We start from the raw sequence: 24,382 nt of genomic DNA on the forward strand, positions 1-24,382 counted from the left end.
TTTTTACGGCAGCTATAAATTCCTCCTTAGAAACTGGCGGTTTTTCTCTAGGGCTACGGTCGGCATGAACACCAGGCTCAAAAGCCCAAAGCACCAGTTCGTCTTCCGTCATATGTTTCTCTATTTCTTTGAGAGATTTATGACCGTTTTTTGACCTGTCCAAAATAATCTCCGCTATTTCTACCCTGGATTTCCCCTCCCAAGCCATACTTTTAGGAGCTAAAGACCAATGTGGTGCCCCAGGTACTCCAGAAGCATCATTATTTTTTGACTGGTGACAGGTACTACATGTAGTAGCTTCAAAACCGTGATTTTCTTTTCCTCTTTCTATACCAAAATAATGCAGATGGCTATCTTCCCCTTGTCTCGGCTTATCCCCCGATGGGTGACAATTCATACAACGTTTATGGGTCAAAACCTTCATCATGGTATCAAAGGCCGGACGAGCTTCCTGATGTTCTATTTTCACCACAGGCATGACCTTCTCCTTTTCAGGCATATTGAAAGAAAACACTGCCAAAGGCACAGCAAATAAAAAGATGTATTTTTTGTAAGTCATATCAAAGCAATTCACAATTTTAGTAAGTAATCACTCACAAACAAAGCTCAGAATTAAATTTTAAAAATTTACAGAAAAGGTCAATTCTTTAGCCTTTTCCTTTAGTGAAGTACTCAAAAGATACGTATTTCTTCCCAAAAAGTTTAAAACATTATCACGCACGCATTTGCCCCCAAATTCCAAATATGCTATATTTGTAAGTATATGCTCACAATTAAACCATTTCTGTGACCGACAAAAAAGCCAACATATTAATAGCAGCCCTTGAGCTCTTTGCCAATGAGGGCTTTAACGCTACATCTACCAAATCTGTAGCTAAAAAAGCTGGCGTATCTGAGGCTTTAATTTTTCGTCATTTTCAGAATAAAAAAGGCCTTTTAAATGCTATTTTGGGGCAGGGCGAAAAAAAGTTCATGGAATTAATGGGACCAATTTTGTTTCAAAATGAGCCTAAAAAGATCATTAAAATGACTTTAGAGTTACCTTTCTCCGTCAAAGAATCGGAATATGATTTTTGGAAACTCCAGATTAAACTGAAATGGGATAGCGAATACTATAACCCACAAAAAATGGTGCCGCTTACCAATAAGCTTACCGAAGCATTTACGGCCTTAGGTACCGAGATGCCAGAACTAGAGGCACTATCGCTTAATCAAATGGTAGAATCTATTTCTATTGGTTTGATTAAAGGTGAAATTAAAGATAAAAAACAATATTTAGCTTTTCTGTTGGCTAAATACGGGGTATAATTTAAAAGAGCGTTTGTCAAGGTTTTGGAGTAAATCAAGATAAATATTATAGAACGCTGAATAACATGTCGCTCCGCTGGAACTTATCACGTCGGGAATTTACTCGGTGCTATTAACATACCGCTCCTCCGGAGCTTATGAAACAAACTGTTCACCCATTTCTATTAGAATATCGCTTCACTGGATTTTATAAAACACGAAATTTACCCAGAGCTATTAAAATACAACATGTCGCTCCGCTGGAGCTTATCAAACAAACCGTTCACTCATTCCTATTAGAATATCGCTTCTCTTGATTTTATAAAGCACGGATTTTACCCAGAGCTATTAAAACACAACATGTCACTCCCCTGCTGCTTTCAAGCTGAATGAAGCATATAAGCAGAATAAGTTTCAGAATTCCTTCATGATATCAATGCCTTCTTTATCTACTAGTTTTGAACCTAATACGTCCTTCATTATGTTAAAACGAAGACTATGTCAGCATTTTTATTCCCATAGACACATCAACAAAAATTGAAAAACATAACCTTTAAAGGCTTCTTCAAAAAAACGGGAATTGGCCTTCTGCTTCTTTTTTTGATACTGACTTTATGGCTCGTATACTTCTTCGTAAAAAATAATGCTCCTTTTCTTAACGGAGATGTGATATATAGCAGTGTTTACAAAGAAAATCTAGCCTTAGACATTTATACCCCTACTAAAAGAATTTATAAAAAATCTCCCGTGGTGCTTTACATTCATGGTGGTGCATGGATAGGTGGCCTAAAAGAATCTATCAACAATAACCGCTTTAATTCGGCAATAAATCAACTGCGAGAAAAGGGTTATACTATTATTAGCCCAGACTACAGCGTAGCCATAAATGGCAAAGGGGCGTTTCCAGATTGTATCATTGATGTAAATCAGGCCATAAAATGGGTTGCACAAAATGCGGATTCCTTAAAGTTAGACTTGAATAATTTTGGAATTTTTGGCGAGTCGGCCGGAGCACATATCGCTATGATGAACGCCTTTCCTACCAAACTTAGTTTTGACAGTTCTTTCTACAACGTAAAATTTAATTATGTGGTAGATGTATATGGGCCAAACGACCTCAAAGGCATTTACAGAAGCAAACTGGCCGACAGTTTGGGAAACATAGTGGCCACCTTGCCAGAATATTTCCGAGATGATTTTGATATAGCTAAACGCATTTTCGGTTTTGACCCAAAATCAGACAGCATAAAAGCTGATAGTATTATGAGGCTTTATTCACCATATCGCTATTTGACAAGACACGCTCCTCCTATTCTGATGATTCATGGCGATGCCGACCAAGTGGTGCCCATCATACAGTCGCTGAGTCTTAAAAAATTACTGGATTCTTTGAAAGTGGAGAATGAAATTCATGTGCTGGAAAAAGTGAATCATGGTTTTATAGATGCCCAACAAGCTCAAATGGATTCTACACAGATATGGATTGTGGATTTCATTTTATCAAAATATAAAGCTGTGGAGAAATAGAGATAATCAAAAGATCAAGGAACGGAATATACTGGATATACTAGCATCGTAGAAGCGTTAGTCATGATTTTGGCAATATCCAAAATGACGCCAAACATATTAGACCATTATACAATTTCAAACGGATTGTAGTATATCGCTCCGCTGGAGCTCTAACCTTTAGTTAAATATAAAGGTGAGAAATGACGTAACTTATTCCTCATCCTCTGAATTTACGATGATTTCTGAACTGACGGCTACCACTAAAAACGATAGTCCGAATACGGTATAATATAAAATTTCTGATGGATGCATAATTGTTTACTTTTTACAGTAAATAATTAAAAATAAGTTCCACCATTTTGGAATGCAGAAAATGTGGAAAACACGCCACAAAATGCCACATTGGCAACATCACTAGTCGGTTACATCAAACTCTATGGTAAAAGAAGAACCCTTTCCTAACTCAGAATCCACCTCTATTCCTGCATCATGAGCTTTTAAAATACCCAGTGTAGAGGCTAAGCCCAAGCCTACACCGTTTGTTTTGGCTGTATAAAAAGGTTCAAAGAGCTTGGACTGTAATTTTTCGTCCATGCCTATACCATTATCTGTAATTACCACAATCACCTTCTCGTTTTTTGCATAGCTTTTTATGCTCACTTTCGGGTTCTCTCTTTCTTCTAAGGCCTCTATTCCGTTCAGAATAATATTGACCAATGCCGTGCAAATTTGTTCTGCATTCAACTTTAGTTTAGGAGATTTATCTATGTCTGTTTCTATTTCCACACCTCGCATATTTGCTCGGTCTTTTATCTGAGAAATAGCCTTTTTTATAACCTTTCTTAAGTCTGTGGCTTCTTTTAGAACTTCCTTTTCCGAGGCTGCATGAAGCACTTCATTAATAAGTTTATCTATCCTTCTGGTGTTTCTTTGAATGATTTCTAGCACCGCCTCATCTTCTGCAAGCACTTTATCTGATAAACTTTCTAAAGAAAGATTAATATTCATCAAAGGGTTTCTGACCTCATGAGCCAGAACCTGCATCAGCCTGGCCGTGGATTCTAATTTCCTGGTTTGTCTTAAAGCTCTTTCTGCTTTAATTTTCTCGGTTTGGTCGGAGAATATGCCGTGTAAAAAGAAGCGGTCGTCTGCATCAAATTCCACCACCACTGAGACCAAACCAGACTTCACTTCGCCATTTTTAGCTTTCAGATGAATTAGATAATCTTTTATGCTACCATCTCCTTTCATCTGGTCTTGCATATCCACTATCTGCATGGGATTTTCAAAATACTCATGGCTCTGCATAGCATAGACCTCTTCTGGTGTATAGCCCATGTAGCCCTCCACCGCCTTACTCACGTGGATGATATTGAAGTCTTCGTTTGCAATAAAAATTATCTCTTTGGAGCCTTCAAAAACTCTACGATATTTTTTTTCACTTTCTCTTAAAGCCTTGAGGGTATTGGCATGCTTTACGGCATACCTCACACTCCTACCCAGTGAATCTGAATTTAAAGTCGTTTTCTCCAGATAATCATACGCACCTAGCTCAATAGCTTGCTGGTCTATTTTGTCATCGCCCTTCCCAGTCAGTAAAATAGCAGGAAGGTCGTCGTTTTTAGTCTTTAAGAGTTTTAATAATTCTAGGCCAGAACGTCCTCCTAGCAGGTAGTCGAAAAGGTAAATATCATGCCTCTCTTCTAATATGACCTTTTCAGCTTCACGGTAAGACTTTACCCAATCTAGCTTGTATTCTATATGAGAAATCTCTCTTAAGATAGAGCGTGTGATGAGATAGTCATCTTCATCGTCTTCAACCAGTAAAATTTTTAATGGAAAGGTTGTCATTTAAGCAGCTGGTAATAAAATATGAATAGAGGAACCTATAGGTTGATCTTTTTCAGACCAAATGGCTCCTCCCATTTTCTCCAAAATGGCTTTAGAAATAGAAAGTCCCATTCCAGCACCTTCAAATTCAGACCTACCATGGATTCTATAAAAGGGTCTAAAAATATCTAAAACATATTCTTCTGGTATTCCAATGCCATTGTCTGTAAAAATCAAATACGCATAATTTCTAGACGGATTTAAGCCCTTCGAGGCTATAACCGTGGAGAAAATTGATTTGGTCGAGATTCTAATTTTCACCTTCCCATTATTAAACTTCTCGGCGTTATCCATCAACTCTTGAAAAGCTATTTTTAACTGTATTCTATCTCCATAAGCAATCTTTGGGCATTGGAATTTAAAATCTGTTTTATCATTCACCTTCAGCTCTTCTATAAGTTCGGATAGTACAATTTTCTGTCTTTTAAACTCCGTAGTATTTATTCGTGATAGCTTAAGCAAATCATCAATCATCCTCTGCTGCCTATTGGCAGCATCCATCATTCTTTCAAAAAAATCTTTTTCTTCTTCGCTTAACCTACCTTCCAAACTCTTACTTAGTCGCTGACCAAAAGTGGTTATTTTCCTCGCAGGTTCTTTTAAATCATGTGATGCCAAATAAATAAACTCATCAAACTCATTTTGAAGAGCCATTACGGCCTCAGGAATTTCGGGTTTCAATAAGTGTTCGCTCATTAAATATTAAGTCTTTTCATTTTGTTGTACAGCGTTTTCCTATCAATGCTCAACAAGGCAGCTGCTTTACTTTTATTAAAATTGACTTTTTTCAAAGCCTCCAATATCATCTGATACTCTGCTTCAGATGCTGCCATTTTAAGATGTCCAGAATTCCCACTTGGTGCATTTTCTGTTTCTACGGTATCTTCTTTCTTTTCAGCAAAAAGCATTTTCTCGTGATTCACTATCTCAAAAGGCAAACTTGCTACTTCTATCCACTCTCCTTCAGTTAAAAGCGTAGCTCTTTTTATCACATTATTAAGCTCTCTTAAATTTCCATACCACGGGTAATCCAGCATGTTCTTTTTAACTTCTTCCGAAAAGCCCTTCACATCTTTTTCTAACTCTCTGTTGGTTTCCTTTAAAAAGTGTTCCGCAAACTCAAAAATATCGTCTCCTCTGTCTCTCAATGCCGGCACTTCCACATTAAACTCGTTAAATCTGTGGTATAAATCTTCTCTGAACTTGCCTTTAGAAATAGCTTCTGATAGTTTTTCATTACTGGCCACCAGAATCCTTACATCTAGACTTATCTCCTTATTTCCTCCTATTCTTTTTACTTTTTGTTCTTGCACCACTCTCAGTAAAGAAACCTGAACCTCATAGGAAAGATTAGCCACCTCGTCTAGAAATAAAGTTCCGCCATTCGCCAGTTCAAAATGTCCAATCTTCTGATTTATAGCACCTGTAAAAGAGCCTTTTTCATGCCCAAAAAGCTCACTTCCTGCTAATTCGTTAGAAATAGCCCCGCAGTCCATCGCTATAAAAGGGCCATCTTTTCTTTTACTCTTATTATGTATGGTTTTCGCGATCGCCTCTTTTCCAGAACCACTTTCTCCGTAAATAATCACACTAAAATTAGTGGGAGCCACTAGATTGACCTGCTTTACCAAGTTTTTTGCCAACGCACTTTTTCCAAAAATATAGTTATTCTCTTTGAAGCTGAGCCTACTCTTTCTCTCTGTTTTAGCCGCAGGCGTACTCGTCTCTTCTGTATGCAGGGCTTTTTTGATGTTCATCAAAATCTCGTCTGGAAAAAGAGGTTTGGTGACGTAATCAAAAGCCCCCATTTTCATTACATTTATAGCCACTTTAATATCAGAATAGCCCGTAATAACTATCACGGGTAAATTTGGCATCATTTCCTTAGCCTTTTTAAGAACTTCTGAACCATCAATGTCTCCCAGTTTAAAATCTGTCAGAAGAAGGTCTGGCTTAAACTCTTTTATTTTTTTTAATCCCAAAATGCCAGATATAGCGGTTTCCACCTCATATCCATTTTTGGTTAAAAAGCGATTCATTAAAAGACAAATGTCTTGGTCGTCGTCTATGACAAGTATTTTAGGCATATATTAAAGTGCTCTTCTAAGTTTTGATGAGGGGATATTCATATTCTCCCTGTATTTGGTAATGGTTCTTCTGGTTAGATTAAGACCATCAGAAGCCAATTTCCTACATATTTCTGAATCGGTAAGGGGTTTCCGCTTATTTTCATCCGATACTAAATTACTTACTATTTGTTGAACTTCTTTATTGCTAATCAATTCTCCATCTTTTCTTTGAATGGCTTCAGTGAAAAGACTCTTTAAAAGGATAAGGCCAAAGTGAGTTTGAACATATTTTTGGCTTGTAACTCTAGAAAGCGTAGAAATGGTTTTGCCTGTAAGGCTAGCCACATCCTTTAATACCATTGGTTTTAAATCTGATGTACTACCACTCTTAAAATATGCCTCCTGAATTTTCACTACAGCCTCAAGACAAGTATTCATGGTATGCTCTCGCTCTTCAATGGCCTGAATAAACCAGGCGGCAGACTCCTTTTTTTCCGACAAAAACTTATTCAATTTTTTATCCGTTCTCTCCCTGAATTCTTTTCCGTAATTTTCATTAAATACTAACTTCTTTCCATTCTTCGTCAACGTTCCGTAAACCAATTTCCCATCTCTATAATCTACCTTATATTCTGGAATAATGGTTTCATTTTTTTCTACGCTAGACAGTTCAAAACCATAAAATGGATATGGCTTAAAACCACAGATAGTTTTTAAATATTGTCTTAATTCATTATTTGAGACACCTAAACGATGCCCCAAAAGATTAAAATCCCTTTCGGATAAAACATCAAAATGTTCTTCCAAAATAGAGATAACAATTGGGTTCAAATTCTTCTCTCTTGCTTGAAATGTCAAAAACGCTTGTAATCCGCTAGTTCCAAGACCCTGCGGCTCCAAACCTCTTAATTTCTGCAGTACGTTTGATATTTCCTTTTGATTCAACAGCATGTTTAAGCCGAAAGAAAGTATATCTTCTAGCTCGTCTAAAGTGTAAGTGAGATAACCTTTTTCATCCACCGAATCTATGATAAAATCTGCTATTGACAATTCCTTTTCGGAGCTTGCTAGGTATTGAAACTGCTCTTTTAACTCTACTCTTATATTGGATTTAACCGCTTTGTTCATATCAAAGAAGCCATCTTTACTCTCCGCCGAGTTGTCATGAGACCGTGATAGATAACAACTCTCCACCTCTTCATTTTCCTCCTCATACTCCAACACTGGATTCTCTTCTAACTCCTTCTTAATCTCATGCTCTAGTTCTATTTCATTAAGCTGAAGAAAATGTAGGAATTGAATCTGCCTTGGGCTTATTTTTAAACCTTGTTTCTGGCTAAGTATCAGTTTTTGACTTGACATAGTGGCAATGTTTTATAATAATACTTATTCAATTTGGAGACCGTTTTTATATATAAGAATCATCTTTGCTTTAATCACACCAATAACCGTCACACTCACAGCATATTAAAATCTCAATAGGTTTTAAAAAAAATCATGCTGCGTTTAAAGGGTTCTAAATGTGAGGATTTTTAGGGGAAACAATTCCCCAGAATGTGGCATTTCTAATACATAACACCAATGCATAAAAAGCTCGTCAATCTTATCTTCGGAATTTCTCTAGGAATACTATTACTATTGTGCGTCATGACCTTTGACAGACTGAGTAATTTCAATAAATATTCAAAAATTATTGATAATAGTAACAGGGTGCTACTAGCCATCTCTAATATGCGTTCTGGTTTTAATACATCCATTGCGGAGCAGAGAAGTTATCTACTCACAAAAGACACCGACTATTATAATAACTTCCAATCTGAAAAAGACTCCTTAAGGCGTTCCATTCAGCTTTTTAAAAGATTAACAAGAGGGAATAAAGTCCATCAGCATTACGTAAAAAAATTAGAACAAGAGTCTGATCACAGAATTCAGAGTTTGTTATTAGAAATCATCAATGATACTTCTACCGCTAAATACAAGTTTAATCAGCTAGAGCTTATTGCTGCCAACGACCAGATAAATAAAAACTATTTTAAAGTTCTAGAAACCATTGATCATCATGAGAAAACCCTCTTGAGTAAACGGCTTAGAATAAAAGAATTTGAAGAACAGTTTACGCCATTTCTTTTATTCATTTTGGCACTTATAGCCATGGGAATCATCATTTACTCCTTTATGCTTATCAGTGTAGAACTAAAAAAACGTGACGAAACCACTGAGCTACTAAAGGCGAGTATTGAAGAGCTGAATCAATCAAACCAGGAACTAGAACAATATGCCTATGTAGCTTCTCATGACCTACAGGAGCCATTAAGGAAAATTAGACTTTTCAGCAATAAACTTTTGACAGATTATAGTGAAACCATGAAAGCAGAAGGAAAAGATATGCTACTCAGGATGAACAGCTCTGCAGAAAAAATGACCGTTCTGATAAAGGATTTACTCAGTCTCTCTACCCTTTCAGCTGAAAACCCAGCACCTGAAAAGGTGGATTTAAATTACATCGTAAAGGAAGTGGAAAAGGAATTTGAAGATACTATTCAGAAAGAAAACATAGACTTCAGCTATTCAGAACTACCCACCATTTATGGATATTCTGGACTGCTTCACCAGCTGTTTCAAAACTTAATTGGCAACGCTATCAAATTTAGACGAGAGAACGAACCGCTGGAGATATCGATAAGAAGTTATAATGTGACCAAATGGGAAGGCGAAACCTCATATAATTATCACCACATTGCCATCAGAGATAATGGAAAAGGTTTTGATAATGAGTTTAAGAATAAAATGTTTACCATTTTTGGCAGATTAGACAAAACTGCTGATATTGAAGGGACAGGAATTGGACTTTCTATTTGCTCTAGAATTATGCAAAGCCACGACGGAGAACTGGATGCGGAAGGGGTTGTGAACAAAGGGGCCACCTTTCATCTTTACTTCCCTCAGCAGCAACAATAACACAAGAATGACAAAACAATTTAACGTACTCATAGCTGAAGACGATCTAGATGATCAAATGCTGATGAAATGTGCTTTTCAGGACAATCAAATTGAGTGCCACTTGGAATTTGTTACGGACGGGGAGCAATTAGTTTCTTTACTTGAAGAATGTAAAACCTTACCAGACCTGATACTTTTAGACCTTAACATGCCCAAAATAGATGGCAGAGAAGTGCTTAAAACCATAAAAAACTCGGATAGATATAAGCACATACCTACCATGGTAATTTCCACTTCTAGTGCACAGGCTGAGGTTAAAAATGCCTATTCTTTAGGTGCCGCCGCATATTTAGTAAAACCGGCAAGCTATGATGCCCTTCTCAAACTTATAAAAGACCTAGCTTCGTTCTATTTTGAAGCCGCCACATTAAGCAAATAAAAATGCCCACCGGAAACCGGCGAGCATTTAAAAAAATATAAGTTGAATTATTAATTAAAAACCTTCTCTTTAACTCGAAAAGAGGAGATGTCCAATTTGGAATCATCTCCTCTTTGATTTTATCTTAATCTGAAATCTACCGTTCCTAAATAATCATCTTTTGAATAAACTTTACCTTTGTAAAAGCCTTCTTCAAGTTTCCCTTTAGTATCCACTGTAAATGTAATTACTTGAGGATTTTTGCTATAATCTACCTCTTTAACACCATGAACCTGAACCGGAATAGCACCTTTTTCAGTATTAACGTTCACTTCTTTTATCCAACCTTCAATCGGAACTATTTTCTCATCAAAAAGGCTTAAATAAATCGTCTCATTTTTACCCATTTCCTTTTGTAAATAGGCTGGCATCAAGAAAGAGACGGTGATTTTATCTGCTTTCTTAGCTTTGCTTGTTAATTTATCCCTCGATGTTAAAACTTCTACTCTAAAGTTATCTGCAGGAGCGTCATATATTAACTTCTGATATCTGGTATCTAAATCCATAAAATCTTTCTCGAGAAGTGCAAATTTCTCTTCCCACTCGGTTACTTGTCCTTTAAGGTCTAGATTCTCCGCTTCTAAAACAGGAACAATTTCTAAATCCTTTTCTAATTTCATGTTCGTCTCAGACAAAGTAGCAATCTGACCCTGTAAGCTTCCTATTTCTTCATTTTTAAGTACTAAGTCTGCCTCTAATTGCTTTCTTCTTTGACTAGACTTGAAAGAATAAGCACTACTTTTCTTACTTGCCTCTTTGATCTCTTCCAATTCCTTGGCCGATGCTTCTGCTTCAGCTATTTTCATTCTAAGTTTTTCTGAAAGGCTTCCTACTTCAGATTCTAGGGCATCATTTTGAGTGCTCAAATTTTCTGCCTGACTATTAAGAGCAACAATCTCATTTTCCGTTTCTTTAACATTTTGGTATTGATAAACACCTACAGCTGCTGCTGCCAAAAATGCTGCTCCTAATAGTACAGTGGCTATTCCAGAACCTTTTACGTTATTATTTTCCATAATATATGTGTTGTTTATTTTTGGTTTCATCTGGAATCTCAAATTATCATTCCTATAACAAAATCAACCACTTCACTACTTATTCTGAGTCAATTGTTTCCCAAATGAGGTCGAATGAGGTAGGCTGGGCAGCTTTAATCCCAAATGACCGCGATTGAGGAATGCTGTAGAGCGTTAATCCCCATTTTTCCCCATTTTTTAGAAAAAATAGAAGGAACAGATTTTATAGAAATAAAATATAACCCTCACTATCTAAGACTATGAAAACACTATTAAATTTTGCAGCATTACTCTCACTTATAGGACTGACCTCTTGTAGTAATTTCGACCTCATTACCCCTTTAAATAGCAGTAAAACAACGGTCTCAATTAATGAGAAACTAACGTCCAGTGTTGTTACTGGCTATGAAACAAAGCTTCAACAAAATTATGGTAAGAATAGATTTCAAAACTATGATTTATACCTTCCAAAAGTAGATACCACTTCTTTCAAAATGAAGTCGGTTTCTATGGTAATGGTCCATGGCGGAGGGTGGAGTATTCTGGATAAAAGCTTCCTAAACTCTGTGGTAGAAGAATACAAAAAAAGGAACCTTAACCTTACCATTTTCAACATAAATCACAGATTAGCAGGCACAGACGGCGTAAAATTCGCAGATATCATGGATGATTTTGACCTGTTTTTCAAACATCATGATAGTCTCAAAACCAAGCTAAACTTATCTGACGACATCATACTTTGGGGATACAGCTCTGGAGGTCATTTAGCATTGTCTTATGCCTACCAATTCTCCGAAACAAACATCAAAGTTGTAGCAGCATTGGTGGCTCCTACAGACCTAACAGACGACTACATTTATCAGGGTATTTATGATGACAAAAACAGGAATCTGACAGAGCTCTTAATCGGTGAATCATATAGCGAAAATCCTGGGGCTTACCAGAGAGCTAGCCCCTATTATTTAGCCAATAGGAAAAGCACTAACACCATCCTTTTTTATGGAGGGAACGATAATTTAGTAAAGAAAGAACAAGGCGAGAAACTAAATTCAATTTTAGTGAACAAGCAAGTCAAAACGGAATATCACGTAGTACCCAATGGGACACACGATTTAAAGGCAGAGGAGATAGCAGGGACTACGGATGATATTATAAGTTTTTTAAAAAATGTAAAATAGTGGTTAGATATGCTAAATAACAATCCCCACTGCCACTGGCGGTGGGGATTTTCGTTTTAATCCCGTTTCGTGCACTATAGGCAATCTCCCGATTTTATCGGGACCGTAACTAAATTGCTTCCCGTCGTCAAGCTCAGTACAGGCTAAACCCATTTAAACTCAATCACCAGAACCCTAAGACATTAGCTCAGGGTAAACGTTATGCTAATTTCCTTTAATTATCTGATTTATTGCACTTTAAAACTCATAACGATTCCCCAACACATCATCCGAGTTAAATCTATTTTCTTCCCAACCACCAACCCACTACCGCCCCTGCCAAACCAGAAATACATGACGCTATGATGATATCAGAGATAGTATTGGAAAGTGTTGAAATGTTGGTGGTGCCCAACATAGTGAAATCATAAGCGGCAGAAGCGAAAGCACCAACACAAAGGCCTGCCTTAGCTCCTTCAAAGGCATTATTCACATTAGCCCATTTACTTAAAACATATGCTAGAAAAAGCCCCATCAAAACTTGACCAATGACCAAGTAATGCATGGTGCTCATCATTTCTTCTTCAGACTTCATTACTCCATTTGCTGTTTCTGAAAATAGATCAGTAAATACAACACCGAAAGCCAACCAGTTCAACAAAAAATAGGTGATCCCAGCCAAAATACCAGCAGTAAATGTTTTTACATTCATAACTCAAACATGTTAGGGTTATAAATTTATTAAAATAAATGCAATTTGATAAGTCTCACAAAGAATAGTTACGACGTCTGAAAATCTAGGCTATTTTTCGATTCGGAAGGAAAAACGCTTAAATTCTGACATTCCTTGTAGTGCATTTTGGTCAATAATTCACAGTTATCCACATTTTCAAAACTTATCTACAATAACAGTTGTATGACTCATAGTAGCTTCTAAAACGGCTATATTTGTTTCTTCAAAATTCAAAGAATATGGGAAAAATCATTTCTATTGTAAACCAAAAAGGTGGTGTTGGAAAAACAACCACAGCAATCAATTTATCGGCTTCATTAGCTGTTTTGGATTACAAAATCCTTATAGTTGATACAGATCCTCAAGCTAATGCTGGCTCAGGTCTAGGCATTGACTGTAAAGAGCAGAATCATAATATATACTCTGCCTTAATAGGAGAATCAAACATTAAGGAGTGTATTGTTTCTACTCAAATTCCTAATCTTGATGTGATTCCATCCCATATAGATTTAGCAGGTTTTGAATTGGAGATTGTAAACCAAGTAGCCAGAGAATATATTCTTAAGGATTTGATTCAGCCTTTAAAAGAAGACTACGACTTCATATTCATTGACTGCTCTCCTTCTTTAGGACTAATGGTAATTAACTCTATTGTAGCCTCGGATTCTGTTTTAATTCCTGTACAGTGCGAGTACTTTGCACTTGAAGGTATTGCGAAGCTTCAAAGTACGGTAGACATTATCAAAAAACGTCTGAACCCAAATTTGGAGTCAGAAGGTTACATTTTAACCATGTATGATGGCAGAACTAATCTTTCTAAAATGGTAGTGGAAGATGTACGTAGTTTCTTTCATGATCTTTGTTTTGATACGATTGTACCAAGAAACGTGAAACTGGCAGAAGCTCCTAGTTATGGACTTCCTGCACTGTTAATGTTTACTGGAGAAAAAGCAGAAGAGTTTGACATCAAATTCTTAGAAAACAAAGGAGCCATCAGTTATATAGATTTGGCTAAGGAGCTATTAAGAAGGAATAAATTGCCTGAGTTTAAATCAGAGTTAGAAAATGTCGCATGATATGGGTAAAGGCCTCAATTCTTTATTAAGTGATAGTAATCTGAAAGTTAGTCAGAGACTTACTTCATTTAAAGGAGTTAAAGAGGTCTTAGTGAGTAAAATTAAGGTAAATCCTCATCAGCCAAGAACGGATTTTGATAAAATTGCTTTAAATGAATTAGCCGATTCCATAAAAGTACATGGCATTATACAGCCACTTACCGTTAGAGAATCTGCAGACGGACAGTACGAACTTATTTCTGGAGAAAGAAGATTAAGAGCTATTAAGCTCGTGGGGCTGGAAAAAGTACCTGCTTATATTAGAAATGTTGACGATCAGCGTTCTCTTGAGATGGCTTTGATTGAAAACATTCAAAGAAAAGACTTAAATGCTATTGAGGTAGCTTTATCGTTTGAAAGAATGATAAATGAGTGTAACCTAAGGCATGAAGAGCTAGGTGGTCGTGTAGGAAAAAATAGAGCTACGGTAAACAATTACCTCAGACTTTTACAACTACCAGAAGTCATTCAATCTGCGATAGTTTTGGGTCAAATAAGCATGGGGCAAGCTCGCCCACTAATTACGATTCAAGATAAAGTTTTTCAAATAGAACTTTTTCATAAGATTATTCAACAAGGGCTTTCTGCCAGAGCGGTAGAAGAACTTCTTAAAAATGACGGTGCTCAAACCAAAACTTTTACTGCTGTAGATAGCTATAGAGAGGACATGAGAATAGAAGAGCTTTCTCTTAAAGGAAAGACCTTAGTCCCTCTTAAAATAAAAGTTAGTGCGGTAGATAAAGGAGAAATTTCCTTACCATTTGCCAACGAAGAGCAGCTTGCCGAAATAGTAGAAATGCTTGGCATTTCTTAAAAAACATTATCTATACTATAAAAAAGAACCCTCCTTATGGCACAAGCCAGAAGACGTTTTCCATCTAAAGACGCTGAAAAAAAACAACCTCTTTTTCAGCAACTTTCTCACGTGAAAGCTTTAGAGGCAAACGTTTTAGGGGGAGTTGTAAAGGAAAAAGATGCTTTAACATCTGTTATAGACATCTTAAAACCAGATAGTTTTCAGGACGAAAGGCACGTAGCCATCTATCAGGCTATACTTCAACTTTTCGGAAAAACGGAACCCATTGACCTTTTAACCACCACCAATCAGCTAAGACTTAATGGTGAGCTGGAGTTTGTAGGAGGAGCCTCTTATGTGGCCAACATTATGGCCAATTCTACGGTGGCTCACATTGAACAAGACGCGAGGATTATTGTTCAATACGCCATTAGAAGGAAAATAGTAGAAACGCTAGATAACGTGAATACCAAAGCCTACGAAGACACCACGGATGTCTATGGCTTAATGGATAGTACGGAACAAAGCCTTAGAGACATTCAGGAAGGAAACTTAAATAAGAATATTCCCGAGTTAAGTGCCGTGGTGGCCAAAACCATCCAGGAAATCAAAAATAAAACGGACGAAAACTCTGACCATTCTAATGTTCCTTCGGGCTTTCCTTCCCTGGATTTACTGACTGGAGGTTTTCACAATACCGAGCTTATTATTATTGCTGCAAGACCCGGTATGGGAAAAACAGCTTTCGTTATCTCTGCTTTAAGAAACGCCGCTATAGATTTTCATTTGCCTGCGGCACTGTTTTCTTTGGAGATGTCGGCCCAGCAGGTCATGCTTCGTCTTATTTCTGCAGAGGCAGAGATAGATAGCCATAAACTTAGAAAGGGAGATTTAAATGAGGAAGACTGGCATGCACTGCATTCGAGACTGAACAATCTATCGACAGCACCAATCTACATAGACGACACTCCTGCCCTTTCAATCTTGGAGCTTAGAACTAAAGCAAGAAGATTAAAGGCTTTTCATAATATAAAGATTCTAATTGTAGATTACTTGCAGTTAATGACTGCTGGAAATCAAAAACAAGGAATGAACAGAGAGCAGGAGATTGCAGCTATTTCGCGTTCCCTAAAAACCTTGGCAAAAGAATTAAATATCCCGGTGATTGCTCTTTCTCAGTTAAGTAGATCTGTAGAGACAAGGGGTGGAGATAAAAGGCCACAATTATCAGATTTGAGAGAATCTGGTTCTATTGAGCAGGATGCCGACGTGGTGATGTTTCTTTACAGACCAGAGTATTATGACATTGACACATTGGAAGATGGAACCAGCACCACAGGTATGGCAGAAATGATTATTGCTAAAAACCGAAGTGGGAGTATTGACGACGTCAAGCTCAAGTTTATTGGTAAATATACCCGATTCGCAGAATTCGACGGTTTTACGGTATCCGCCGAAGAATATGAAGAGAGAGCCGGTTTTACTATTGCTGGCAGTAAAGCCAATAAGATGTAGGTAAGCCTTTATTTAGGACGGCGAACCACATTGAGCGAACGTATGAAAGGAGAATTTGAACTAACGGTCAGTTTAGTAATGCCATCTAAGAAATTTAGATATACCTCTCCCTCAAACATTTCTATCATGTAATCCAGGTTAATTACAGCCGAACGTGATATTTTGACGTATTTATCCTCTTCAAAAAACTGTTCTAAGTAACCTATATTTACAGAAAAATACTCAGGGACTTTCTGATCTTCTAAAAAGATAAAAGTGGACGATTTTTTAGACTGTAGATAAACCACCTTTTTCTTATCAATTTTTTTGACTCCACTTCTAAATGGCAAAAAAAGATAAGGCTGGCTTTGATTTACAACCACATCATCACCTTTTGTAAAGTTTTCGTATGCCAACTCCAGCTGGTAACTTAACTCTCGAGCTCTAAAAGGCTTTATTAAATAAGCTGCTGGCTTAGTCACTTTAGCAGCTATAAAATTTTCATCATCTTCGTGAGAGGTCAGAAAAATAAAAGGAACTTCTCCTTTTCGGTTTAATTGTTTCGCAAATTCAATTCCAGATTCCCCACCTGTAAGTTCAATATCTATTAAAGCGATATCGAAGACTTCTGCATCAACGGCTCTAATAGCCTCACTCACAGATCGGCAGCTTCTGGCAGGCAAGTGTCCTGCTGCTAGAAGGGTAGCTTTTATATCTTTGACCGTCAATAGACTATCTTCCAATATCAGTATTTTAAGGGGCTTCATTTCTATAAGCGATTTAATGAGGAGACGTATGTGGTATTATAATTATTAAATTATTCCTATTCCCTAATTTGAGTTGTGCTTTTAATTGTTCCGCCTGCAAACGAATCATTTCAAAACCAAATCCTCTATTTCCGTTCAACTCCAATAGCTCATTATCTAAGCCATTTCCATTATCTCCAAAATCTAAAACCAACTCTTTCTTAGTTTTAATCAATGAGACGAAGATTTTTGGTTCTTTTATAAATTCAAAGGCATGTTTACAAGAGTTAATACATAATTCAGTAATGATTAAACCTAAGGGTAAAGACACCTCGGAAGGTAAGTAGGCGTCTAAAATATTAAATTCCGTTTCTACATCTTCCCTATCGCAACATATCAGGACATTCTCTACCACTTCCTCTAAGAAATCGCCAATGTGCGTGTCAGACACCTCGCCATCCGAATAAAGTGTCCGCTGTAAAATAGCCATGCTTTCGATACGAAGCTGAATATTCTTAAGCTCATTCAAAGATGGCTGGTCTTTCAAGGTATCCTTTTGAACATTAAGCATGCTAGAGATAAATTGAAGATTATTTTTTACTCTATGATTTTGCTCCACCAACAGTAGAGCATTTCTTCGACTTATTCTTTTATTCGTTTTGAAAAGTTTAAATACATAAAGCAAAAGAAGAATTAGAAGAATCAATATAACGCCAAGACTAACCGAGTAAATCTTTTGAAGGCGTAGATTCTCTTCTTTTAGAGTAAGCTCAAGCTCCTTTAAATCTAATTGTTCCTCCTTTAGTTCTACATCATATTCTATTTTTAACTTACTTATCGCTGCATTTCGATCTGCCTCTGCCTTTTCTAATTGATGCTTATTTATTTTAATAAGATTATCATGAGCCTGCTTCCAATCCTTAGATGCAACCGCATAATCATATTTTGCCTCCGAAATATTCCCATTTATAACATTGTGTTCTGCAAACCCCGACTTTAATAATAAATCTGCTTGGTCTATCATCAACTTTGCTTCTTCCAACCTGTTTTCCTTGGTATTTATTCTTGACAAAATTGAGACTGTAATAATTCTCATAAAAAGTTCGGAGTTATTTCGTTCATCCAATACTTTAATAAGTTTTTCGAAATTTCTTCGGGCTTTAAGCATTTCACCTTTCTTAAATTGATGATATGCCACCCCCATAATTTCATGCTTAAAGGTCCTTAAATCAGAATTATTAGCCTCTACAAATGCTTCAATATCAAGAAACAGGTTCTTAAATTGCTTAAACCCTCTTTCTGATTTTGACTGAATGAAGATATCTTTTGCCTTAGAATGGTAATATGCCTTATCCTTCAAAAGACCATTAGCACTTGAAATATTCCCCAACTGCACAAAGAGCCTTCCTTTTTCAAATGACGGTGGCTTGTGTTCAAGCAGTTTCAGTGCTTTATGAAACCAGATAGCCGCATTGATATTATCTGAAGGCATTTCAGATTTCCCAAACAAATAATAAGCCTCTGCTAGCAAAAAAGTATCCTTTGCTTTTAAAGCTTGGGACTCAAGTTCTGTGGCGTATATAAATCTTTCCTGCTCTCTAGTGAGGGTGTCCTTTGTCCATGCATTTTGAGCCCAGCATCCACTAGAAGCTGAAAAAGATAAGCAAATTAAAATTGCTTTAATAGCAGATAAATTATTTAACATCTTTCTAGGTACTGAGTATTTGACCCTAATATATATATTAGTAACAGTGTATTTAGCTCTTTCTTTGTGATTAAAAAACTAAATGATCAAATTGTTCTTTGCCATAAAGACTTAAAATGGGTCTTAGATAATTGACCAAAAACTTGAGTTCACTATCAAACATCATCCTTAAGGTTTACTCTCAAAAACTCCTTTCGCATCCAGGACTGCACCACTTTCTACAGTAAGTTTAGAGGTTTTATGAGCACCCATAGATGCGTTATGAATTACTTTATGTCCAGATTTAATTGTAACATTATCATTTTCTGTAGGTATACAACTACAATTCCAAATAGATGGATTATTCCAATTTCCTGAGCTGATTGAGAATATATCAGCTGGCATTTGAACAGTGGTTTTCGCATCATATGCCAAAGGAATTTCCTCTTCATTTCCTACACTATCTACAGCTATTGAATAAAATTTATATGAGTAATTTTGTTTCCCAGTGAAGGTAACTGAAGTCATTGTCGTGTTTCTTAAAAATGAGTATGAGGGCTCATCATTTACTGAAACATAAATATCAAAAAGTCGATTCCCCGATCCAACATCTGAACCAACCCAATTTAGATGAATTAGTGTATCTGAAGAAACTGCTTGAATAGGTGCTATTTCACTAACAGGAAATTCATTATCAATAATATTTGTCCATGGTGGCGTAGGGATTACATTATTAAAGTCAAAGGTTATAAATGCGTCATTAGTTACTTCTGTGCCATGTGCTAAATTTTCTTTTAAATCTATTGTAAAAAAGACTCCACCTTCCCCTTCTGGAGGATTATTATTTGGCGGTAAAAAACCAACATTCGCACTGCCATCCAATGTTAATTCCATGGTTTCTGGATCCAAAGTTTCATAAAGAGCTTTAAAGATTCCAGTAGTTTCATCGAATTCCGCTTCCATTCTAATTATAAAGTTTTCATCGGGATTTAAATTCCAATCTCTTAAATAATGCTTCTTACCTGGAGGTGCGTAAAATGTGGTATCTGCAATGTTAAAGTAACCAAACTGAAAAGTACTAAAGTCATATTTAGTCGCATCTAAAGTATCTACAACTTCTACTCTCAACGCGTTTGCTGAGGCTGTAGCATAATTTTCATAACGAATCAAATAATTCATTCTCTCCTTATTTGATATATATTTCAGATCACCTTCTCCATTTGGCCCAAGTTTGTCATTAGGGTCCATAGAAGTAACAAAACTAGGTTTGGATATGGAAAACCCTCGTTTAAATGGGGTAAAAGGAATGCCTGGCTTATTAGGAGTTTCTGGGGGTGGAGGACATTCGAAAGAAAAATCTGTTAAATGAATGGGGTTTCTAAAGTATCCTCCTGTTATCATTCCACCTAATGCATTGTAAATGTCTTGATACTCACCAGCACCGCCTGCCGTACATTCCCAAATAATATTTGCAATTGAGCCTTGAAAGTCAATAAAATCTGCATTTTTGAAATTATCAGTTTTTCGAAGAGATTCAGTAAACTTATCTATGCATTCAATTTGCTGTGCTTCGGATATATTAAATCCTAATTCTGCATAAGTTATATCTAAAATTAATTGTCTGCAATAAACGTTGGGGTTAGAAAATATCTTACAAAATAGCTCAAATGATTCAGGGTAAGAGGGATAAGTATAAATAGTATAGCCACTTTCACCTAAATTATTATTTCCTTTTACCGTAAATTCAATTGTAACGGTCTCACTTGCTCCAACCCTTGGCAAAAGTAAAATAGAACCGTTACCAGTAAAATTTTCATCACCAATTTTCTCCACATAAAAATTAGTCGGTGTTTCAGATACTATATATTTTCCAGCAGACCAGATTCCCATCTTTCCTATTATCTCAACATTACTTGAATAGATTAAGTATAAAGGAGAATTACAGGCATCAGTTTCACCAGTATTACTCACCGTAATGGTAATCTTAGTAGGCAAATTTGGTCTAACTTGAGAGCCCATATGCGATTGGATTTGTAAAACTGGTGGCGTAGGAGATCTTACTTCAAAGCCATTTTGTTTTATTATTTTTCTTCCTGAAGGCAATGTGATTTCTAAATCCCATAGACCAATAGAAACTCCTTCAAGGTTAATTTGTGCTTCAAAGTTAAATTCTTCAATTTTTGAAATTAATGAGTCTGGCACGAATATGTCATCGAAACCATTTTTAAATAATTTTATAGTTATCCCTTTTTGCAATGAATATCCGGATAAGTTCATAGTGGCTGTACCCAAATTGTTGGCAACTTTAGGAAAGTAGTCAAATTCATCTTGGAGAAATTTGGGTGGTATTTTCATCTTTAACCAACCGGCTCTTGATGATACAGGATAATATTGAGAATTATAAAAAGTTTGGAAATATACATTTTGTCCAGCTCTGGTAAAGTTTTTGGGCAGAAGCTTTGTATTTACTCCATATCCAATAGGGTTTTTTATTAAGCAGGTTTGTGAGTAAGTTTTTCTTTCTGTATCAAAGTAAGTCAGACCATAATTATTAGAGAAGCCGTAGATGTCTCCCCCGCATATTGTTCCATTATTGAGTGAGGTGATAATGTATTTATTAATTGAAAGAACATCTTCAAAATCTTCATTGTTACCCCAATAATGTAAAAGATTCCCACTCTGTCCATCTATCAAGAAATTCTTTTTAGAGTAGGGGATATTTGTTCTTCCTCCGATTTGAGTTTGAGAATCCGAAATCAATAGATTATCTCCAATGGGCCACATTTTTTTTACAATCTGATCAGGATTTGGATTCCAGTCTAATAGTTGCCCAGTAAACCTATCCACTGCGGCTAAATTATTTCTTAGATTTCCATTAACTGCAGTAAAATAACCTGAAATATAGATTCGGTTTCCACTCAATTCAGCATTTTGGAGAATTCCACCTATTGCATCGGGAGTTATATTGACGACAAATGGCATTATTAAACCAGAATTAGAAATACAAGCCAAACCGCGTCTTGGAATATTATTTACACTTGCAAACGACCCCATTACATAAATAACTGAATCTGCGACTCCTATAATTTTACTTATTGAAGCGGGGTTACCATTATCATCTTTGAAGGTTACTGGAAGTTGATTTAGACGAGTTTTCGTACTTAAATCGTAAATATTCAGTGTTTGTTCAGCCCCTCCACTCTCACTTCCTACGGAATATAGGTAGTTTTTATTTGTTTTAAAAAACTGAGGCTGTTTTTGGATAAAAGAAAAATTAGTATCTAGGATTTCCTCAGTAATAGGGTTGATAACAATAAGATTATTAGTTCTAATATTGTCAATAATTCTTGGTTTTAAATCAATGTGTTTATATAATCCATAATAATCGGAATATAAATGACGAATGATGAGTTTGTTGTTTGTTGATACAAATTCAGGAACAGGTATTTCTGTCCTTGGTGAAGGATTCCAGTTGGTAATATTATTTGTATTTAAATTGATAGCAGCAAGGCAATGTCTCAGTGAATCGCCGAAATAATCAAAATTTCCTGAAATTATTAAATTCTCTTTGTTCAAGTATACACCAGAAATATGAGAAAAATTGTACGATGAATTTCCTTTGTAACTTGAATTGAGGGAATATCTTAAGGTATCCCAAGAGCTTACAGCCTGACCATCCATATCTATCGCTTTAACAAAGTGAAAAGATGAGTCTCCAAACATAGTTCCTGTGCTAACTGTAGCTTTTGATGGATAATAAACTACATTGTTCTTGTAAGCAAAAGTTAATCGTAAAGGGTCGTAAGGATTATATAGTTTACCATAGATGATAGATTTATTAAGACCTGATAAAGTATCTACGGAGGCAAATCCAGTGGAATCCATAGTTGTGCTACCTTTTGCATATCCTACATAAATCTTATTGTTTTCAAATTGCCAGTTTTCAATGGCGGAATATGGCTCGTTTGCGAAAAATGGATTCCAATCCTTTAATTGAAGGGTATTAATGTCAATAGCTACTGCCCTTTTAGGCGTAACGAATGTACTATCATTTACTTTTTCAATATATCCAGACAGATAAAGTGTTCCTCCATGTATATTCATTTTATAAAGATTTCCTTTCACATTGAAATCATCATTTACTCGTTCTCCAGTCAAAGAATTTAACACGAGCACACTAGACTCATTATGTGGATAATACCTCCTGTGAGTTACTTCTAAAAAAAGTCTGTCATTTTTGAGAGCCATTTTTCCAGGAGCAGAATTATCCGAACCTACCCAATAAAAGGGATTATAGTTCATATGAAAAGAAGTATCTAAGCTCATGTCGCTTTTGATATGAACAATACCCAAGTAGTTTTGGTAGTCCACCTCATCTACCTCATTAATTCTAAATTGTGCATTTTGATAGGCTGTAGCACCAGAAACAAACCATCCACCATTATTATCAGAGATTACATTATTTCCACTTTGGTAAAACCTTGGGAAGTCTAAGTTCGGGATATCAGAATTATCTTCAAATAAAGCCAATGAACCTGTAGACATACCCCAATATTTGGAATTACTGAGTACAAAAAGCCCATGGTTCTCATTGTAGTCAACTTCTAAAATACTTCCATCTGGGGAAAACCTAGGAGGTTTATAATCTTGAGCATAAATGCTTTGACCAGATAAAATCAATAAGAGAAAGTATAATAAATTATTTACTGTTTTCATAAAGCACTTCTTTTCTTCTTCTTGATATTTTAAGGACAGTATTATCAACTAGCGTAACTGTGTCTATTCCAATATGCTTCAAATGAGAAGAGTTTATAAGAGTTCCTCTATCTATTCTTTTAAAGCTTTGACTAGGCAATTGTTCTTGAAATCTTTTGAGAGTTAGACTTGAAATTATTTTATTCCCACCTTTCAAATAAAAGTTCGTATAATTTATATCAGCTTTTAGATATAGAATGTCGGCGGTTAAGACAGCCTTTCTGCTTACATTTATTGTTTTCATGAACAAAAGTTATTTTTTGTGGAGTATTATAATTATTCGCTGTACCGCCAAATGAATAGGTTCCCATTATAACTATTATTTGTAGAAGTTAACTGTTGATATCCGAAGTTTATAGTCTCCTTAAAATTACCAAAAACAAAAGCTGTATTGTTTTTAACAACTACCCCAACAGAAGAATCATCATATCCATCTGGAGCTAGTATAACCCACTGCAGTGCTCCCGATGTATTGTATTTTGCTAAATAGGGGTCGCCATATTGAAATCCACGAACATAATGACTTGTTCCCGAATTAAATGAATAGAATTCGGAATTGTACTGAAGTGTACCTGTTATATATGGGTTTCCTGAATTATCGGTTGAAACATCCTTAGCATAATTATGTTCACTACTGGTTGAACCGTTCCTTACAGACCATTGAATATTTCCGTTAAGATCATATTTTGCTAAAAAACCATTATAATAACTTA

The 24,382-nt window shown here is 36.1% G+C and carries 19 protein-coding genes and 1 pseudogene; 8 read left to right on the forward strand and 12 right to left on the reverse strand.

The window, feature by feature from the left end:
* Positions 1-559: hypothetical protein (locus ACTBZY_RS14050; RefSeq protein WP_463046971.1), on the reverse strand; the 559-nt coding region annotated here is incomplete at its 3' end.
* A gap of 227 nt (positions 560-786) precedes the next feature.
* Here ACTBZY_RS14050 and ACTBZY_RS14055 point away from each other — a divergent pair.
* Together ACTBZY_RS14055 and ACTBZY_RS14060 are read left to right on the forward strand one after the other, a co-directional pair.
* Positions 787-1,308, forward strand: coding sequence for a TetR/AcrR family transcriptional regulator (locus ACTBZY_RS14055; protein ID WP_463046972.1), 522 nt, complete (start codon positions 787-789; stop codon positions 1,306-1,308).
* Positions 1,309-1,824: 516 nt separating this feature from the next.
* Positions 1,825-2,814, forward strand: coding sequence for an alpha/beta hydrolase fold domain-containing protein (locus tag ACTBZY_RS14060; protein ID WP_463046973.1), 990 nt, complete (start codon positions 1,825-1,827; stop codon positions 2,812-2,814).
* A 396-nt stretch (positions 2,815-3,210) separates the two neighbouring features.
* Here the strand turns inward: ACTBZY_RS14060 and ACTBZY_RS14065 are convergent, their stop codons facing one another.
* Genes ACTBZY_RS14065 through rpoN form a run of 4 tightly spaced genes read right to left on the reverse strand, consistent with a single transcriptional unit; the run spans position 3,211 to position 8,117 of the window.
* Positions 3,211-4,647: a two-component system sensor histidine kinase NtrB gene (locus tag ACTBZY_RS14065; RefSeq protein WP_463046974.1), complete on the reverse strand. Its 1,437-nt coding sequence runs from the start codon at positions 4,645-4,647 to the stop codon at positions 3,211-3,213.
* Positions 4,648-5,382 carry a sensor histidine kinase gene (locus ACTBZY_RS14070; RefSeq protein ID WP_463046975.1) on the reverse strand — a complete coding sequence of 245 codons (735 nt, stop codon included), beginning with the start codon at positions 5,380-5,382 and terminating at the stop codon, positions 4,648-4,650. It lies immediately after the preceding gene.
* Positions 5,382-6,773 (reverse strand): sigma-54-dependent transcriptional regulator, encoded by a 1,392-nt coding sequence (locus tag ACTBZY_RS14075; RefSeq protein WP_463046976.1) that lies wholly within the window; start codon positions 6,771-6,773, stop codon positions 5,382-5,384. Before ACTBZY_RS14075 ends, ACTBZY_RS14070 begins: the two co-directional genes overlap by 1 nt.
* 3 nt (positions 6,774-6,776) lie before the next feature.
* The gene (gene rpoN, locus ACTBZY_RS14080) at positions 6,777-8,117 is read right to left on the reverse strand and encodes an RNA polymerase factor sigma-54 (protein WP_463046977.1); all 1,341 of its coding nucleotides are present in this window, start codon (positions 8,115-8,117) and stop codon (positions 6,777-6,779) included.
* Between the two features lie 219 nt (positions 8,118-8,336).
* Between rpoN and ACTBZY_RS14085 the strand changes: the two genes are divergently transcribed.
* Positions 8,337-9,713 (forward strand): ATP-binding protein, encoded by a 1,377-nt coding sequence (locus ACTBZY_RS14085; RefSeq protein ID WP_463046978.1) that lies wholly within the window; start codon positions 8,337-8,339, stop codon positions 9,711-9,713.
* A 7-nt stretch (positions 9,714-9,720) separates the two neighbouring features.
* The gene (locus ACTBZY_RS14090) at positions 9,721-10,134 is read left to right on the forward strand and encodes a response regulator (RefSeq protein ID WP_463046979.1); all 414 of its coding nucleotides are present in this window, start codon (positions 9,721-9,723) and stop codon (positions 10,132-10,134) included.
* Positions 10,135-10,253: 119 nt separating this feature from the next.
* Here the strand turns inward: ACTBZY_RS14090 and ACTBZY_RS14095 are convergent, their stop codons facing one another.
* Positions 10,254-11,189, reverse strand: a complete 936-nt coding sequence (locus ACTBZY_RS14095) for a hypothetical protein (RefSeq protein WP_463046980.1) — start codon at positions 11,187-11,189, stop codon at positions 10,254-10,256.
* A gap of 260 nt (positions 11,190-11,449) precedes the next feature.
* Between ACTBZY_RS14095 and ACTBZY_RS14100 the strand changes: the two genes are divergently transcribed.
* Positions 11,450-12,367 carry an alpha/beta hydrolase fold domain-containing protein gene (locus ACTBZY_RS14100; protein WP_463046981.1) on the forward strand — a complete coding sequence of 306 codons (918 nt, stop codon included), beginning with the start codon at positions 11,450-11,452 and terminating at the stop codon, positions 12,365-12,367.
* 280 nt (positions 12,368-12,647) lie between these two features.
* Here ACTBZY_RS14100 and ACTBZY_RS14105 read toward each other — a convergent pair whose 3' ends face one another.
* Positions 12,648-13,058 carry a hypothetical protein gene (locus ACTBZY_RS14105; protein WP_463046982.1) on the reverse strand — a complete coding sequence of 137 codons (411 nt, stop codon included), beginning with the start codon at positions 13,056-13,058 and terminating at the stop codon, positions 12,648-12,650.
* Positions 13,059-13,318: 260 nt separating this feature from the next.
* Here ACTBZY_RS14105 and ACTBZY_RS14110 point away from each other — a divergent pair, with 260 nt between their 5' ends.
* The 3 genes from ACTBZY_RS14110 to dnaB are packed head-to-tail and all read left to right on the forward strand — an operon-like array spanning position 13,319 to position 16,505.
* Positions 13,319-14,155 carry a ParA family protein gene (locus tag ACTBZY_RS14110; protein ID WP_463046983.1) on the forward strand — a complete coding sequence of 279 codons (837 nt, stop codon included), beginning with the start codon at positions 13,319-13,321 and terminating at the stop codon, positions 14,153-14,155.
* Entirely contained in the window at positions 14,145-15,008 is an 864-nt protein-coding gene (locus ACTBZY_RS14115; RefSeq protein WP_463046984.1) for a ParB/RepB/Spo0J family partition protein, read from the forward strand. Before ACTBZY_RS14110 ends, ACTBZY_RS14115 begins: the two co-directional genes overlap by 11 nt.
* Positions 15,009-15,044: 36 nt before the next feature.
* A complete protein-coding gene (dnaB, locus tag ACTBZY_RS14120) occupies positions 15,045-16,505 on the forward strand; it encodes a replicative DNA helicase (RefSeq protein ID WP_463046985.1) in 1,461 nt (486 codons plus the stop codon).
* Between the two features lie 8 nt (positions 16,506-16,513).
* Here dnaB and ACTBZY_RS14125 read toward each other — a convergent pair whose 3' ends face one another.
* The 5 genes and pseudogenes from ACTBZY_RS14125 to ACTBZY_RS14145 form a co-directional block, all read right to left on the reverse strand.
* Positions 16,514-17,251 carry a response regulator gene (locus ACTBZY_RS14125; protein WP_463046986.1) on the reverse strand — a complete coding sequence of 246 codons (738 nt, stop codon included), beginning with the start codon at positions 17,249-17,251 and terminating at the stop codon, positions 16,514-16,516.
* A 13-nt stretch (positions 17,252-17,264) separates the two neighbouring features.
* Positions 17,265-18,935 carry a sensor histidine kinase gene (locus ACTBZY_RS14130; RefSeq protein ID WP_463046987.1) on the reverse strand — a complete coding sequence of 557 codons (1,671 nt, stop codon included), beginning with the start codon at positions 18,933-18,935 and terminating at the stop codon, positions 17,265-17,267.
* Positions 18,936-19,103: 168 nt separating this feature from the next.
* Complete coding sequence (locus tag ACTBZY_RS14135; RefSeq protein WP_463046988.1) at positions 19,104-23,630, reverse strand: DUF7619 domain-containing protein; 4,527 nt, start codon at positions 23,628-23,630, stop codon at positions 19,104-19,106.
* The gene (locus ACTBZY_RS14140) at positions 23,614-23,913 is read right to left on the reverse strand and encodes a LytR/AlgR family response regulator transcription factor (RefSeq protein WP_463046989.1); all 300 of its coding nucleotides are present in this window, start codon (positions 23,911-23,913) and stop codon (positions 23,614-23,616) included. The genes ACTBZY_RS14135 and ACTBZY_RS14140 overlap by 17 nt, the downstream gene beginning before the upstream one ends.
* A 32-nt stretch (positions 23,914-23,945) precedes the next feature.
* Positions 23,946-24,382, reverse strand: a pseudogene (locus tag ACTBZY_RS14145) (hypothetical protein); the annotation flags it as partial.

This window comes from Arcticibacterium sp. (genome assembly GCF_055134445.1).

Coding starts and splice junctions, on each gene's coding strand:
- ACTBZY_RS14065 (WP_463046974.1), bottom strand. CDS start 4,647: ATGACAACCTTTCCATTAAAAATTTTACTGGTTGAAGACGATGAAGAT.
- ACTBZY_RS14070 (WP_463046975.1), bottom strand. CDS start 5,382: ATGAGCGAACACTTATTGAAACCCGAAATTCCTGAGGCCGTAATGGCT.
- ACTBZY_RS14075 (WP_463046976.1), bottom strand. CDS start 6,773: ATGCCTAAAATACTTGTCATAGACGACGACCAAGACATTTGTCTTTTA.
- rpoN (WP_463046977.1), bottom strand. CDS start 8,117: ATGTCAAGTCAAAAACTGATACTTAGCCAGAAACAAGGTTTAAAAATA.
- ACTBZY_RS14085 (WP_463046978.1), top strand. CDS start 8,337: ATGCATAAAAAGCTCGTCAATCTTATCTTCGGAATTTCTCTAGGAATA.
- ACTBZY_RS14090 (WP_463046979.1), top strand. CDS start 9,721: ATGACAAAACAATTTAACGTACTCATAGCTGAAGACGATCTAGATGAT.
- ACTBZY_RS14095 (WP_463046980.1), bottom strand. CDS start 11,189: ATGGAAAATAATAACGTAAAAGGTTCTGGAATAGCCACTGTACTATTA.
- ACTBZY_RS14100 (WP_463046981.1), top strand. CDS start 11,450: ATGAAAACACTATTAAATTTTGCAGCATTACTCTCACTTATAGGACTG.
- ACTBZY_RS14105 (WP_463046982.1), bottom strand. CDS start 13,058: ATGAATGTAAAAACATTTACTGCTGGTATTTTGGCTGGGATCACCTAT.
- ACTBZY_RS14110 (WP_463046983.1), top strand. CDS start 13,319: ATGGGAAAAATCATTTCTATTGTAAACCAAAAAGGTGGTGTTGGAAAA.
- ACTBZY_RS14115 (WP_463046984.1), top strand. CDS start 14,145: ATGTCGCATGATATGGGTAAAGGCCTCAATTCTTTATTAAGTGATAGT.
- dnaB (WP_463046985.1), top strand. CDS start 15,045: ATGGCACAAGCCAGAAGACGTTTTCCATCTAAAGACGCTGAAAAAAAA.
- ACTBZY_RS14125 (WP_463046986.1), bottom strand. CDS start 17,251: ATGAAGCCCCTTAAAATACTGATATTGGAAGATAGTCTATTGACGGTC.
- ACTBZY_RS14130 (WP_463046987.1), bottom strand. CDS start 18,935: ATGTTAAATAATTTATCTGCTATTAAAGCAATTTTAATTTGCTTATCT.
- ACTBZY_RS14135 (WP_463046988.1), bottom strand. CDS start 23,630: ATGAAAACAGTAAATAATTTATTATACTTTCTCTTATTGATTTTATCT.
- ACTBZY_RS14140 (WP_463046989.1), bottom strand. CDS start 23,913: ATGAAAACAATAAATGTAAGCAGAAAGGCTGTCTTAACCGCCGACATT.